Annotated in this window: 13 protein-coding genes; 5 read left to right on the forward strand and 8 right to left on the reverse strand. The window is 45.2% G+C overall.

Translation table 11 applies throughout. The annotated features are described in order from the left end of the window. Positions 1–7: 7 nt before the first annotated feature. From ACNI23_RS13205 to ACNI23_RS13215, 3 genes are read left to right on the forward strand one after another with little or no spacing between them, the layout of a single operon-like run. Positions 8–490 (forward strand): hypothetical protein, encoded by a 483-nt coding sequence (locus ACNI23_RS13205; protein WP_420249326.1) that lies wholly within the window; start codon positions 8–10, stop codon positions 488–490. Beyond that, the gene (locus ACNI23_RS13210; RefSeq protein WP_420249328.1) at positions 480–1340 is read left to right on the forward strand and encodes an ankyrin repeat domain-containing protein; all 861 of its coding nucleotides are present in this window, start codon (positions 480–482) and stop codon (positions 1338–1340) included. The genes ACNI23_RS13205 and ACNI23_RS13210 overlap by 11 nt, the downstream gene beginning before the upstream one ends. Positions 1341–1374: 34 nt before the next feature. Beyond that, positions 1375–2535, forward strand: coding sequence for a PEGA domain-containing protein (locus tag ACNI23_RS13215; RefSeq protein WP_420249330.1), 1161 nt, complete (start codon positions 1375–1377; stop codon positions 2533–2535). 65 nt (positions 2536–2600) lie between these two features. Here ACNI23_RS13215 and phoU read toward each other — a convergent pair whose 3' ends face one another. From phoU to ACNI23_RS13235, 4 genes are all read right to left on the reverse strand, one after another. After that, complete coding sequence (phoU, locus tag ACNI23_RS13220; RefSeq protein WP_420249331.1) at positions 2601–3266, reverse strand: phosphate signaling complex protein PhoU; 666 nt, start codon at positions 3264–3266, stop codon at positions 2601–2603. A 57-nt stretch (positions 3267–3323) separates the two neighbouring features. After that, a complete protein-coding gene (gene pstB / locus ACNI23_RS13225) occupies positions 3324–4085 on the reverse strand; it encodes a phosphate ABC transporter ATP-binding protein PstB (protein ID WP_015853257.1) in 762 nt (253 codons plus the stop codon). Positions 4086–4365: 280 nt separating this feature from the next. After that, entirely contained in the window at positions 4366–5112 is a 747-nt protein-coding gene (locus tag ACNI23_RS13230; protein ID WP_420249333.1) for an AMIN domain-containing protein, read from the reverse strand. A gap of 170 nt (positions 5113–5282) precedes the next feature. Then, positions 5283–7763 carry a glycogen/starch/alpha-glucan phosphorylase gene (locus tag ACNI23_RS13235; protein WP_420249334.1) on the reverse strand — a complete coding sequence of 827 codons (2481 nt, stop codon included), beginning with the start codon at positions 7761–7763 and terminating at the stop codon, positions 5283–5285. 474 nt (positions 7764–8237) lie between these two features. Between ACNI23_RS13235 and ACNI23_RS13240 the strand changes: the two genes are divergently transcribed. Then, positions 8238–8633 (forward strand): Ros/MucR family transcriptional regulator, encoded by a 396-nt coding sequence (locus tag ACNI23_RS13240; protein WP_015853263.1) that lies wholly within the window; start codon positions 8238–8240, stop codon positions 8631–8633. A gap of 82 nt (positions 8634–8715) precedes the next feature. On the opposite strand, the gene ACNI23_RS13245 is transcribed toward ACNI23_RS13240, so the two are convergent. The 4 genes from ACNI23_RS13245 to ald all read right to left on the reverse strand — a co-directional run bounded on the left by ACNI23_RS13245 (position 8716) and on the right by ald (position 12996). Continuing rightward, on the reverse strand, positions 8716–9468 hold the full coding sequence (locus ACNI23_RS13245; protein WP_420249336.1) for an OmpA/MotB family protein: 753 nt from the start codon (positions 9466–9468) through the stop codon (positions 8716–8718). Between the two features lie 79 nt (positions 9469–9547). After that, positions 9548–9916, reverse strand: coding sequence for a response regulator (locus ACNI23_RS13250; RefSeq protein ID WP_420249338.1), 369 nt, complete (start codon positions 9914–9916; stop codon positions 9548–9550). A 2-nt stretch (positions 9917–9918) separates the two neighbouring features. Next, positions 9919–11727: a two-component system sensor histidine kinase NtrB gene (locus ACNI23_RS13255; protein ID WP_420249340.1), complete on the reverse strand. Its 1809-nt coding sequence runs from the start codon at positions 11725–11727 to the stop codon at positions 9919–9921. 162 nt (positions 11728–11889) lie between these two features. Beyond that, positions 11890–12996 carry an alanine dehydrogenase gene (gene ald / locus ACNI23_RS13260; protein ID WP_420249342.1) on the reverse strand — a complete coding sequence of 369 codons (1107 nt, stop codon included), beginning with the start codon at positions 12994–12996 and terminating at the stop codon, positions 11890–11892. Positions 12997–13193: 197 nt separating this feature from the next. Between ald and ACNI23_RS13265 the strand changes: the two genes are divergently transcribed. Further along, positions 13194–14279 (forward strand): response regulator, encoded by a 1086-nt coding sequence (locus ACNI23_RS13265; protein WP_420249344.1) that lies wholly within the window; start codon positions 13194–13196, stop codon positions 14277–14279. The last annotated feature ends 82 nt before the right edge of the window (positions 14280–14361 follow it).

Raw genomic sequence — 14361 nt, forward strand, 5'->3', positions numbered from 1 at the left:
AAATATCATGCGTAAACATCAGTTAATTGCTATGAGCATCCTATTATTATCTATCGTAGTGGCTACTCCTGCGATTTCCAGAGAAAACCTTAACGGTGCCTTCAACGCCAAGGTTGTTCAATCTTCCATGCACAATTTCAGGAAAAATGGTGAAAAATACCACCGCTATAAAATGCGGCTGAAACTTACTGGAACGGGGAAAATTATCACAGCAGTAGCCGAAGCCATTGAAGACTCGTCATTTGACCTCAGCCTCAAAGAAATTCTTGATAACACTCGCTATGGGAATTTCTCCATTATGCAACGAGGACTTCGATATATTGTTGTTTTTGCAACACCTGCGAATAAAAATTCTGCTGCTTTCTCTATGGGTACAATAAGCTCAAATTACGTTCAAATAGATGAGGAAAATCATAGCAGCTACCACAACACATCTAAAATGAAAAAAAGTTTTTCCAGTGGGAATCTGGAGGTTCAAATTGGCAATTAACATTTTTCTAAAAAATCATCTTCTACTTATAGCACTGATTCTGGCAATTGTTGTTCCTACGAACACCTTCGCTCAGTCCCCATTTACCGAGTGCAAAGAAGCAATTAAGGCGGAAGATTTATTTCAAATACAAAACATTATTTCTTCAAATCCAGCTTTAGTTTCAACGATAACTGGAGAGACACCACTTCACTATGCAGCAAGACAGGGCAGTTCTTTTGAAATAATCAAAATAATAATCGCCGCGGGGGTAAAGGTTAACGCCCGCGATAAAAATGGCCGTACAGCCATCCATATGGCTGCCTCTCCTGTCATAGCCAAGACCCTATCAGAAGCCAGTGCTTCTATTAATATTCAAGACAACCATGGAGAGACCCCTCTCAGCCTTGCCAGCAAAGAAGGGGTTACCGACACGGTTTCCTTGCTGCTATTTAAAGGAGCAGACCCCAATATTGCTAACGCCAAGCAAGAGACATCGCTACATCAAGCCGTAAAAAACGGCTACATTGATATTGCCCGACTTCTTATTTCGAAAGGCGCTGATGTTAATGTGCGAGATAACCAGATGCAATCTCCTATCATTATTGCCTCATGCAAAGCGGACAGAGCCTTCATTCCCTTATTGATTGAACATGGTGCGTCAATCAAAGACCAGGATGACGCCGGCTACAGCCCGATTCACCTTGCCGCATACTTCAACAGGATAGAAATTGCGAAAGAACTTATCAAATATGGGGCTGACTGCAGCATGAAATCCCAAAATGGTGTTGATGCGTATCAACTGGCTGCAAGCGGAGAAGGAGGAGATCAAGCTGCTAATGCTTTACGCGCAATCTCCTATAACGACTGAACACTACCAACGCCCTATCTGAAAAGGAAAACACATGTGTACAGACACTACTCAATCTTCAAAAATAAAATGGGGTAACTACAAAAAAAACAAATTCGCTCTTGCAGGAACGGGGATAGCTGCGACTCTTGCAATTGTAATTCTTTTTGTACTCGGCACCTCATCCCATTCTATCTCAATTGAGTCATCGCCTGCCGGCGCGGAAGTCCTGCTTGACGACCTGCCCATAGGCAAAACTCCATTAACTTATGATGAGATGGATTCGGGTAAGCATAAACTGGTAATACGCAAAAAAGGCTACAAAGAATTCAGAGCTGAAATAGATGGTGTAGAAAGTGCTCAAAAGACAATTTCTGCAACTTTGGTCTCACAATACGGCTATGTAAATATTGCTAGTTATCCACCCGGTGCAACCATAGAGCTTGATGGTCGATTGGTCGGCTCCACCCCCCTCAACCTCACAAATATCAAATCAGGAGAACACAGCCTTAAACTACAACTCAAGGATTATACTGTATACGCTGAAAATTTTAATCTTGCAGGAAGTGAGACAAAGGAAATACTCGCTAAAATGCAGTATAACCTAGGCAATATTTATGTAGATAGCACTCCACAAGGCGCTAATATACTTCTTGATGGCAAAGCAATGGGCAAAACGCCTTTAACCATTCCCAAACAACCGCAAGGCGAACATTTACTTAAACTAACCCTGGAGTCATTCGCGCCTCAGACCAAAACAATTAACATTGCTGCGAACGCCACAACAAAAGTTGATATCAGACTAAAGTCACGCCAAAAGATTAGACTATCACTGCCCCGTAGAAACATCGCCAAAGGGGATTATGTTTATTTTCTCAGCCATGAGAAATACCTTTCCCCTTCTAATTTTATGGAAAGTGTAAAAGTTCGTTACGGAAACGACGTAGAACTAGTTGATTGGAATGAAATAAAAAAACAATTTCAAAAAAGACTTCCTGCCTTTCTTAACGGAATTGGAATTAGGCCGCGAGGATCGGCATTGGTTTCTTGGAAGGGAAAAATAAATTATGCACCGGATCGTGGATACTTCATAGCCAGACTCGACGGTAGAGCACCTCGAAAATTTCAGACTCACGACGAAATTAGTAATTACTATTTAGCCCTGTCTTCTTGGAAAACAAGAAATCAAGCCCTGCTCAGAGCACCTCGTTATTAGTTAGTTCTCCCTAAAATAACATATCCCCCCACTTTAAAAGAGAGGGGATATGTATAAACTACTAACTAGCCCTTACATTGGTGCTTGATATTTACACCCTTGGTAATGAAAATTACTGACTCGGCAATATTGGTTGCCTGATCCGCAATACGCTCAAGATGGCTGGCAGCCATGATCAAATGCACTCCGCGCTCAACAATCCTTGTCTCGGAAACCATATTCTCGATGAGTCCCTTGAGAATTCTGACATTAAGGGCATCAGCTTGGTTGTCCATGCCGCAGACCTGAGCCGCCAACTCATGGTCTTCATCTGCAAATGCCTTCACCGCTTTGCTGACCATATCTGAAGCTACAGTGCAGATCTGATCAAGCTGCTGATTGAAAGGCAACGGCGGGCGGGTGCTCAAAAACACTGCTCGGTGGGCAAGGTTCACAGCTTGATCACCGATGCGCTCGAGGTTGCTGCTGATGCGCATAGCTCCGACAATAAAGCGCAGGTCTCTCGCCATAGGCTGGTCCAGGGCCAGCAGGCTCAGATTGTGTTCATCAAGCTCACATTCAAGTTCGTTAATCTTGATGTCATTCATGATGACATCTTCAGCAAGCTCAGCATTGCACTCAGCCAAAGCCTTTACGGAATTATGCATGGCGGTCTCAGCCATACTGGACATTCTCAGAACCTGAACCTTCAAATCATCCATTTTTTTTATAAAATGAGCACGTTGCTCCATAAAAAAACACTCCTCAGCAGTCCATTAACCGGACCTCAACTATAATTCAAAATAGACTTAACCAAAACGACCGGTGATATAATCTTCCGTCTGCTTATTCTTTGGCTTGGTGAACATGGTTTCAGTTTTGCCTGTTTCAATGAGACGCCCCATATAGAAAAATGCTGTCTGGTCGGAAACACGGGCTGCCTGTTGCATGGAATGAGTCACAATGATGATGGTGAAATTCTTTTTGAGCTCGTGAATCAGGTCCTCAATCTTCTGGGTTGCTATAGGATCGAGAGCAGATGCCGGCTCATCCATAAGCAGGACTTCAGGCTCAACAGCCAGAGCACGGGCAATACAAAGACGCTGCTGCTGACCACCGGAGAGCCCGAGGGCAGAGGAATGCAGGCGGTCTTTAACTTCATCCCATAGCGCTCCGCCCTTGAGACTGTCTTCCACCTTGTGAGCAATAAATTCCTTATCCTGAATGCCATTAACACGCAGGCCGTAAGCAACGTTCTCAAATATGGATTTAGGAAAAGGGTTTGGCTTCTGAAAAACCATGCCCACACGCCTTCTCAGGGTAACCACATCAAGTCCCTGAGCATAAATATTTTCCTCATCCAGAGTCAGGTCACCGTCAACACGGGTTCCGGGGATAAGGTCGTTCATCCTGTTCAGGCAGCGCAGAAAAGTACTTTTACCGCAACCGGAAGGTCCGATAAGCGCGGTAACCCTGTTTTCCTCAAAATCCATGGAAATATCTTCAAGAGCCTTGAAGTCCCCATAATAAAAATCCAAATTCTTAGAAGCGATCTTAACAGCTTGCCCCATTACATTGTCTCCATAATTATATAAAAATAAAATCGGATCAGGCTCAACCGATCCCTGATCTTACTTGATACTCACCAAATAGTGGTCAACCAGCCTTAGCTGACACAAACTAACTATCCGGCACGGGTTACAGAGCAATGACTCGGCTGTTACGTTTATGTTACGCAAAACATGAACAACAAAAACCATTAAAATACAAATACTTATCGACAAATAAAACAAAAACGCCTTGTAAAAAAACTTTTACAAGGCGTTTGCAAAATCAAAAAAAGTCTAAAAATCAGAATCCCAAATCAAAGGACAGTCCCTTAGCATGCTTGCGTACTACCGGCTTTATCTTCGCGGGAGCAACTTTCTCATCTAGGTAAACAACTACACGGATTTTATCCGGATGTTCGCCAAGTATAATCTTCTGAACAGGGCAGTCTTTCAATCGGTAAAGTGACTTAGCTTTATTCTGCCATTTACCGTGAATATCAAGAACCAGCCGGCGCGGCTTTGCAAGATTAAACCAGCTGACTTTTCCGGGAGCAGCAGAAAGAGCAACATCGACAGAAGCTTTGGAAGATTCACAGGAGAAACTCACTTTTGAGACTATCCTTTTAGAAACAGAAGCCTTAGACGGCTTTTGGGTCTCTTTTTTCTGTTCCGCAGCCTTTGATTCAAGGACCTTAGGTTCTGGAGCCTTAGTTATTTCAACAGGCTTTTCAGCAACGGAGACAGCTTCCTCTTTCTTCTCCATCACAGGTGACGACTGGGTAACAGAAGATTCCTGTCCACTGATATCCGCTTCATTCAAATCTTCTGCTACGTCAGGCGCTGTCGAGTTTGCGGAATCGAGAGGTAAAACCATCTTTGTTACCTCGCGACGCACAACAGGGCCTTCACCTTCCTGCTGCCGGCTCACTTCCACTTTTTCAGCAAAAAAAGCATCGAAAAAGCCCATATGGAAAAGAGCTGCGCAGACGCCTACCAGCAACATAAGGACCAGTAACAGGGCTGTAAAAGGACGAAATTTCATTTTCATTATCTGTAATCCATTTTTGTTATCATTTCTGAGGCGATAATATAAGAGAATTTCCAGTTTAAGGCAAAGACGCCCTCATCCCGCTAACTACATAGGCTGACACAAAAACATATCCGCCTGCCTCCAATGGAGCCAGACGGACATGTTAATTGTTCGCAAAAAGAATAAAACTATTTGTCCATTTTCATAGGCCGCACTCCCCAAATGTTTCGGGAATAGTCCATAATAGCCCGGTCACTGGAAAAATGACCTGATCCGGCTGTGTTTAGAATTGAACTGCGCAGCCATTTCTTACAATCCAGCCACAATTCATCAACCCGGTCCTGCGCATCCATGTAACTGCGGTAATCGGCAAGGACCATATACTGATCACCGCCGTTAAATAAAGTATCAAGAATCGGCCTGAACAATTCCCGGTCCCCTTCTGAAAAAGTACCGTCACCAATGTAATGCAGGGCCTCGGCCAATTCCTGATCCGTCGAAGCTATTTCTGATGGATTATAGCCGTTATGTCTGCGAGCGGCCACTTCATCGGCATCCATCCCGAATATAAACATATGCTCACGGCCGACCTCTTCCATTATCTCAATATTGGCTCCATCAAGGGTTCCGATGGTCAAGGCACCGTTCAGGGCAAACTTCATATTTCCGGTTCCCGATGCCTCGGTACCAGCAAGAGAGATCTGTTCCGAAAGGTCGGTGGCCGGAATAATCCGCTCAGCCTGCGAGACCCGGTAGTTGGGCATAAAGGCGATGCGCAACTTATGGTTTACGGAAGAATCGGAGTTCACCACCGCTCCCACGGAGTTGATCAGCCTGATGATACGCTTGGCAATGAAATAGCCCGGAGCAGCCTTTCCTGCAAAAATCTTCAAACGCGGAACGGTAACACTATTGGGATCTTTCTTCAGACGGCAATAGAGAGTCACGGCATGGAGCACATTGAGCAATTGCCTCTTGTACTCATGAATACGTTTAACATGAACATCATACATCCAGTCCGCAGGCAGATAGAGCCCGTATTCACTGCGAGCATATTCCACCAACCGCTTTTTTTCCTTGAGTTTGCATTTATACCAGCGATCCTGAAACTCAGGATCGTCTGCCAGAGGCTCAAGCTTGCGCAACTGAGCAAGATCAGTAACCCATTCTTCACCTATCTTTTCAGTGATAAGATCAGATAAAGGCTGATTGCACTGACGCAACCATCTACGCGGAGTAATTCCATTTGTAACCGAGGTGAAACGACCTGGGTACATTTCCACAAAATCCTGAAAGATATTCTTCCTTATTAATTCTCCATGCAGGGAGGAAACCCCGTTCACAATAAAACTGCCTACTACGGCCAGCCACGCCATACGAACCTGCGGAGAATCACTGTCCTCGACTATGGACATACGCTTAAGTCTATCCTCGTCACCGGGGAAACGACTCTTCACATCTTCCATAAAACGGCGGTTAATCTCAAAAATTATGGAAACATGCCGGGGCAGAACCTTGCGCATCATATCCAGCGGCCATGTTTCAAGGGCCTCCGGCATGACAGTATGGTTCGTGTATGCAAAAGTACGGCGGCAGATACGCCACGCCACATCCCAGTTCAGCATATGCTCATCAATCAAGATGCGCATAAGTTCCGGAATAGCGATAGCTGGATGGGTTTCATTGAGTTGGACTACAGCCCGATTAGGAAGTTCGGAAAAATCGAGCTTAAGTTTCATGAATCGACGCATCATATCCTGAATAGTTGCCGATACAAAAAAATACTGCTGTACAAGGCGCAACTCACGACCTTCACTTAACCTGTCATTGGGGTAAAGGACCTTGGAAATGGTCTGCGAACGAACCGCATCTTCCATGGAACGGATGTAGTCACCACTATTAAACAGATCGAAATTAAACCGCCTCGCCGGCTGTGCTTCCCAGAGGCGCATATTAATGACATTTCCATTCCTGTATCCAGGGATAAGCATATCCACAGGCACGGCCATGACCTTTGCGCTGTCCGCCCAGCGATGGCGCACCGAACCGTCTTCATGTGTATACTGCTCTTCGCGTCCGTAAAGGCGGACAGTAAACATAAAACCTTTACGATTGAATTCCCAGGGATTACCACTATGCAGCCAGTCATCCGGAGCTTCTACCTGTTCCCCGTTCTCAATGGCCTGCTTGAATATTCCATATTCATACCTGATTCCATAGCCGTATCCGGGAATCCCCAGACTGGCCATAGAATCGAGAAAACATGAAGCGAGCCTCCCCAATCCGCCGTTACCCAGTCCGGCATCAGCTTCGGCACCTTCCGCCTCATCAAGGGTGACACCGAATTTTTCCAAAACCGCGGTTACTTCCTTTTCCACACCAAGGCTTATGGTGTTGCTTGCCAGCGACTTTCCGGTCAAGAACTCCAAAGAAAGATAATAAACACTTTTTGCCCGCTGACTGTAGTAAGAACGCTGAGTTTTAATCCAGTTTCCTACAAGCCGGTCACGCAAGGTGTATGCAAGAGCCTGATAAAGCGAAAACAGTTCGGTCCGTCCATAATCACGCCCTAAATACGACAAATGATGCCGGCAGACACTATTCATAAGGGATTCAACGTCCATTCCCCCAATCTCTTCCAGAAACTCAGCAATATCCTTTTTAGGCATAGCTTCCTCTCTATCTATTCGAAATTGATCTATTTAAACCCACACGTATCAAGACAAAAACCTACTTTGCCTCACAAAAATAAATTCTACATATTTTTTATACATCAACTCTCAAAAAAAAGTAACGCAAACATATTTTTTAGATTGCAACAAAAGGCAACAGCCAGACATATAGAAACCAAACTCAATTACTAAATTCATAAGCATTTGGTTAAACCATACTAAATTCGGCAAGTTATTATATGTTGCACTTCAGACGTCTAAAAAAGTAGAAAGTTTTTTAATATTCTACTTCACCTTTATATGCATATAATGCTATTCATAGTTAGTCTTTGTTGATTAAATTTTCGAAGAGGGTATTCACTTTAATCTAAAGTTTATACACCAAACACAATACGTTCCTACATCAACAGACTAAAAAATAATTAATACATAATCTATACGGCAACCGTAAAACATGGGAAGGGAGAGAATATGGAAGATCATCTTAAAGAAGCTCTTGAAATAGTAAAAGCACAGGCCAGTGTTAGAACCATGACTGAAGAAGAAATTACTTCCATGGTACATAAACTTGCCGCAGGAATAAAAAAAATAAGCGAAGGAATGCTCGACAGCAACTCTCCTGAACCAACTCCCCCGGTAGACCCCAAAAAAGCAATCAGGGAAAAAAGCATTATATGCCTTGAATCAGGCAAGTCATTCAAAGTCCTGACAAAAAGACATCTGGCTAAATACGGCCTGACTCCTGACGAGTACCGCGAAAAGTGGGGATACGCCAAAAAGACTCCGCTGGTCTGTAAATCCCTGCAACGCGAGAGGCGCAAGAAGATGAAAGAAATGAAGCTCTGGGAAAAACGCAAGAAACAATAGAGCATCCTAATTTTTACAGCATAAAAAAATGCCCGGTATCTGAAAAAGATATCGGGCATTTTCAATGCAATAAAAATTAATTTTACCAGTTGTCTGAGGGAGGCTGGTAATAAAATTCCACCCTGCGGTTAATGGCCCTGTTTCTATTGGAAGTATTGGGAACCAGAGGTTTAGTCCCAGAGTACCCAACGGCTTTTACCCTTGTGGATGATACACCGGATTTCTTGAGGATGTAACGCAGACAGGAAGCTGCACGGGCTGCTGAAAGTTCCCAGTTGGAACTGTAAATATTATTCTTGGTAGCCCGATCATCAGTATGCCCGCGCACCACAAGATTAAAATCCTTCTTTTTCATTATGCTGGCAACCTTATCCAACACATGAGCAACCTTGGGATTAATCTGGGCTGTTCCGGGTTTAAAGATGGCCCGGGTGGGAACCCTGATCAGAACCCCCTGCTGGTCAGTATTCACTGCCATCAGTTTCTCCATTTTACCCGCCGAGATAAAAGCCCTGATATCAACCTCAAGGGCATGCATATCTTTTTTGGCTTTTGCGCTTACAGAAGAAGCGGAGTGGGGACTTTTGGAAAAGGCCATATGCTTTCCAGATTTATCCTGACTCTGCATACCAAAAGCATCACGCATGGAACCTTTCAAGGTTTCAAAGTTGGCAACATCCTGGTTGGCAAAGGAAAGCAGCAAAACAAAAAAGCAAAGCAGCAGGGTAACCATATCCGCAAAGGTGGCCATCCACGGCGGCAAGCCCTCTTCCGGTGGCGGCTCCGTTTTAGCTTTCGCTACAATATATATTATCTCTTCTTTTTTACGGGGCACTAAAATACACTCCGGGCAAAACCGTTCTATTCAAAAAACAGATAACGGCTACCCGCCCATATTGCAAATGCAAACTCAGTCAGCCAAGCATCCGCCTGATTTCACTGACCATAACATCACAAGTCGGCAGCGGTTTAAGAAAAATTGAATTCGAAACGCAGGACACTTCAGCCAGATCAATAGGAATGCTGAACTCCGGTGACCCTGTATAAATTATAAATTTGAGCTCCGGCCATTTTTGCCGGGCCTCTTTAATAAAATCAGTACCATTCATACCGGGAAGCCGCAAATCAACAACAACCAGATCAACCATCTGCGATTCAAGGAAGCTTAGAGCTTCCTCTGAACTACCGACCTCGTAAACTTCAAATTCCTCATCTTCAAGGCTTATCGCAAGACTTTCCCTGACATGGATATCATCGTCCAGAACAAGTATTGAATGTGACATAGCTAAGCCTCCCGCCCAGAAATGGGAATTTTGATCCCAAACCGGGTCCAACTGCCCGGTACAGAGCTTACTTCCATAAGCCCTTTATGCTGATCTGTTATAATAAAATATGAAACAGAAAGACCCAATCCGGTCCCGGCCCCCACCCTTTTAGTAGAATAAAAGGGTTCAAAGACTCTTTTACGCACATCTTCATCCATTCCCGGACCATTGTCTTCAACTTCAATAACGGCCATGTGACCATCTTTTTTTAATCTTAAAATGAAACAGGGTTTATCTTCAACATATTCCTTATCCATCATTGCCTGCGCACCGTTTTTAAGCAGATTAAGGAAGACCTGCTGAAGCTCGTTCTCCTCGCAGACAACACTTGAGAGATCAGAACTATACTCTTTGATTATCTCAATTTTCCTAAAATCATACTCTCTCTTCAGATCGTAATCATTGGCTGCAAGCTCAAGTGTACTATTCATCAATTCAGCGAGATTGCACTCGCCAAACTTACGTTCGCTCTTACGACTGAAGCGGAGCATATTGCTGACGATGGTTGCTGCGCGGTTGCAGGATTCAGAAATTCCATTCAGCATTTTCGGAATATCCCTTCTGGAAAGATATTCCCGGATATTTTCCAAATCAACATTACATTCACTGGCTGTCTTATGATTCTTATCCAGATCTTTATAGATACGATTAAGAATATTCTGGGAATTACCGACAATGGCCGCGAGAGGGTTATTAATTTCGTGGGCCATGCCCGCGGCCAGACCGCCGACAGACATCATTTTTTCGGACTGAATCATCATCTGTTCCAGATTACACCGCTCGGTCACATCGTCTATCTGGATGACCGCCCCGTCAACACCGTTGGCAATAAGCGGAAAAATAGTAACATCCTCATAGCAAGTGCCGCTTTCACCCTGCCGGGTCTTACGCTCCTCACAGCATGGTTTCCGAGTCCTGATAGTCTCTCTGATCTTGTCCATCTCCGAAGCCATGCGCGGAAAAACAGATACGAGGGATTTTCCCTGAGCATCTCCGGCGGATATTCCTGTGACCTTTTCCGCGGTCATATTCCACTGGGTAACTTGCCCCTTCGCATCCACACCCACAAGGACTGACGGCATTGAATCAATAATATTGGATAAATAGTTACGCAGTCTGCGTAACTCCTCACGTTGACGATACTCCTCTGAAGCATCCCTGAAAACGATGACTGTTCCTGAGATATCTCCTTTCCCGCTAAAAACCGGAGCTGCTGAATCCGCAATATGAAATTCTTCCCCGGACCGGGAGATCAGCGCGGTATGGTTTGCCATTCCGACAACTCCTTTCGTCTTCAGAACCTTATCCACAGGACTCGCACAAGGATGCCTGGTGACCGAATTGACTATTTTAAAGACCTCTGTAAGCGGACGTCCCGCAGCCTCTTCAATAGACCAACCTGTCAATTGCCGCGCAACCGGATTCATGCGGGTTACCTTTCCATCGCTATCAGTGGCGATAACCGCATCTCCGATTGAATTGAATATGGTTTGTATTTCAGTTTCGCTCTCACAAGCCAGTTTTTCGGAACGTACAACCCGGTCATAAAGAAATGAAACAACAGCTCCACCAACCAAAATGAAACTGACCAACGTGCCCCGCATATATATTTCATGAATATTATCAAATGGCAGCAGATAGTATCCAAACGAACGGCCTGTTTCGTTAAACCAACTAAAATCAAAATAAGAATCCATAACCCACAGCATAGCCGCTACAAGCCCGAAGGTAAGGAGCATCTTAATGCCTGCATATCTGTAACCGCTCATAAACTAACCCCATTCGACTTCATCTACACCCGCAAACACCCCTTGCGGGAGACACTAACAATAACCCATACTATTCATTTTTTCAGCAATAAAAAAAGCGGAAGCAACTGCTCCCGCCTCTTGGAAAACCTCTAAACAAATCGATTAATTCTAATACCTTATTTAGGATAGGGCTTCGTCGGGGGTAACAGCCTCAATTCCGAAAGCTTCTCCCACTGCAGCATAAGTCAGCTTACCATTCATGGTATTAAGGCCGAGCTTGAGCGATTTATTCTCACGCAATGCATCAAGGCCCTTATCGGCAAGCTGCAACGCGTAAGGCAGAGTCTGGTTAACAAGTGCAAAAGTAGATGTTCGGGGAACCGCACCGGGCATATTGGCTACACCGTAATGCACCACGCCATCCACAACATAAGTTGGATCACTATGGGTAGTAGGCTTGATTGTTTCCACACAGCCGCCCTGATCAACGGCGACATCGACAATTACGGAACCTTCCTTCATAGTGGCAAGCATGCCTTTGGTGATCAGATTCGGGGCCTTAGCTCCCGGAATAAGGACCGCACCGATGATCAGGTCGGCCTCAGCCACTGCGGCGCGAATGTTAGGTTCAGTGGAAGTCATGGTAGTCACCCGGCCATTGAAAATATCATCAAGATACTGGAGACGTGCATGGTTGACGTCAAAAATGGTAACTTTAGCCCCCATGCCTGCGGCAATCTTGGCCGCGTTGGTTCCGACCACACCACCACCGAGGACCATGACCTTTGCAGGAGCAACACCGGGAACACCGCCCACGAGAATACCGCGCCCGCCCTTGGGCTTTTCAAGATGCAGTGCGCCTTCCTGTGCAGCCATACGTCCGGCAACTTCACTCATGGGGGTGAGCAGGGGCAGGGAACCATCGGGAAGCTGTACGGTTTCATAAGCAACCCCGGTTGTTCCGGATTCAAGAAGAACTTTTGTCAATGGTTCATCCGCGGCAAGATGCAGATAAGTAAACAGCAGGAGGTCTTTGCGAAGATATTTGTATTCGGAAGCAATTGGTTCCTTGACTTTGATAACCATTTCAGCGGCCCAGGCGTCATCTACAGAACCCATCTTGGCACCGCAGGAAATGTATTCTTCATCGGAAAGACCGGAACCGAGTCCGGCTCCTTTTTCAACAACAACGGAATGACCGCGGCGAACGAGAGTTTCAACCGCACCGGGGGTCATAGAGACCCTGTTCTCCATAGTTTTGATCTCTTTGGGGATACCAATCAGCATGTCATCAACTCCTGCTGCTAAAAATTGTAGATTTAGATTTATGCAACAATCTAACGCAACAGTAACTTTCTTAGCAACGGATAATTTCGAATAAAGTACAGAATATTTTTAGACACAAAGACTTTTTTTCTACTTTGAGATACTTTAGAGAAACATAACACTCACTCAACCCGTTGACACGTAAAGGATTCAACAAAATGCCTGTTTGCCCAAACAATATACCAACCATTCTCATAGTTGATGATGAACCTTTCAATCTCGAATTCCTTGAATTGGTACTAAAACAACAGGGCTACAACATTATTACTGCTAATAGCGGTCGCAAAGGAAGAATGCTGGCAGAACAGGAACAGCCCGACCTGATCCTGCTGGACATCATGATGCCCGGTGAAACTGGATTTGAATGTGCCTCAGTACTACGCCTGTCCCCTGAAACATCTGAGATACCGATTCTTTTTCTAAGCGCCCTTGATGATGACACCAACACATCCAAGGGTTTCGACGCCGGAGCTGTAGATTTCATTGTCAAACCGTTTGCATATAAGGAAGTCATTCAGAGGATCAGGCTGCATCTGAAACTCATGTCTTGTGACAGGCAGCTCAAAGCGGAATGCCCTGCTGCTCCCAGACAAGAACCGGTTGAGGCAGACTTTCCGAGAAAAGGTTCAAGAGCCTTTTACCCTGACCATCCCCGCAATTCCGAGATGTTCATGCATGAGAGCGTTATCCTGACCGATAAAAGCGAAAGCCACCTGCTGCTGAACTGCTCTGAACCTTGCCCCGGCCAATTACCTGCAGCAATAAAAGAACTGCTGGCCGAAAACAGCGGCCCCTTGTTCAGACCCTCGGAAACCCTGCGCAACATCGGCATCGGGCTCAAAAATAAGTTCAGTAGCAACAACGAAATTTCAGCTGCTTACATTCATCTTGACCGGGAAGATGAATCGCTCACTGTGGTCAATGCCGGAGCTCTCCCCATAATTCTCCTGCGCCGAAACAAATCCCCGCAACTAATCGAAAGACAAAGCGGTAATCTGGGCAGCCTCGGCATGGGACTGCCGCCCTGCTCCACTTACGATATTAAGAAAGGTGATCGTATATTCATGTTCAGCCGGGAAATGCTCAACTCCTTCACTCGTGAAGGTGATGCCATCAACGAGCTGATGGAAGCATTCCATCTATCATCAGGAGTAGACATTGAAACAGCCTGCCAAGCCGCAGGCGAAATGCTCTTGCGTAACGGAGAGCAACCGGAAGGGATCCTGGTGGGGATTGAGGGGTAAAAAACGGTTAGACGGCTAAGAAAGTGCCAGATGCAAAAAAACCCCGGCACACAACGCACCGGGGCTGGGAGAGAGGACTGGG

This window comes from Maridesulfovibrio pacificus (SeqCode) (assembly GCF_048612815.1).
Lineage (GTDB): Bacteria > Desulfobacterota > Desulfovibrionia > Desulfovibrionales > Desulfovibrionaceae > Maridesulfovibrio > Maridesulfovibrio pacificus.

Coding starts and splice junctions, on each gene's coding strand:
- ACNI23_RS13205 (WP_420249326.1), top strand. CDS start 8: ATGCGTAAACATCAGTTAATTGCTATGAGCATCCTATTATTATCTATC.
- ACNI23_RS13215 (WP_420249330.1), top strand. CDS start 1,375: ATGTGTACAGACACTACTCAATCTTCAAAAATAAAATGGGGTAACTAC.
- phoU (WP_420249331.1), bottom strand. CDS start 3,266: ATGGAGCAACGTGCTCATTTTATAAAAAAAATGGATGATTTGAAGGTT.
- pstB (WP_015853257.1), bottom strand. CDS start 4,085: ATGGGGCAAGCTGTTAAGATCGCTTCTAAGAATTTGGATTTTTATTAT.
- ACNI23_RS13230 (WP_420249333.1), bottom strand. CDS start 5,112: ATGAAAATGAAATTTCGTCCTTTTACAGCCCTGTTACTGGTCCTTATG.
- ACNI23_RS13235 (WP_420249334.1), bottom strand. CDS start 7,763: ATGCCTAAAAAGGATATTGCTGAGTTTCTGGAAGAGATTGGGGGAATG.
- ACNI23_RS13240 (WP_015853263.1), top strand. CDS start 8,238: ATGGAAGATCATCTTAAAGAAGCTCTTGAAATAGTAAAAGCACAGGCC.
- ACNI23_RS13250 (WP_420249338.1), bottom strand. CDS start 9,916: ATGTCACATTCAATACTTGTTCTGGACGATGATATCCATGTCAGGGAA.
- ACNI23_RS13255 (WP_420249340.1), bottom strand. CDS start 11,727: ATGAGCGGTTACAGATATGCAGGCATTAAGATGCTCCTTACCTTCGGG.
- ald (WP_420249342.1), bottom strand. CDS start 12,996: ATGCTGATTGGTATCCCCAAAGAGATCAAAACTATGGAGAACAGGGTC.
- ACNI23_RS13265 (WP_420249344.1), top strand. CDS start 13,194: ATGCCTGTTTGCCCAAACAATATACCAACCATTCTCATAGTTGATGAT.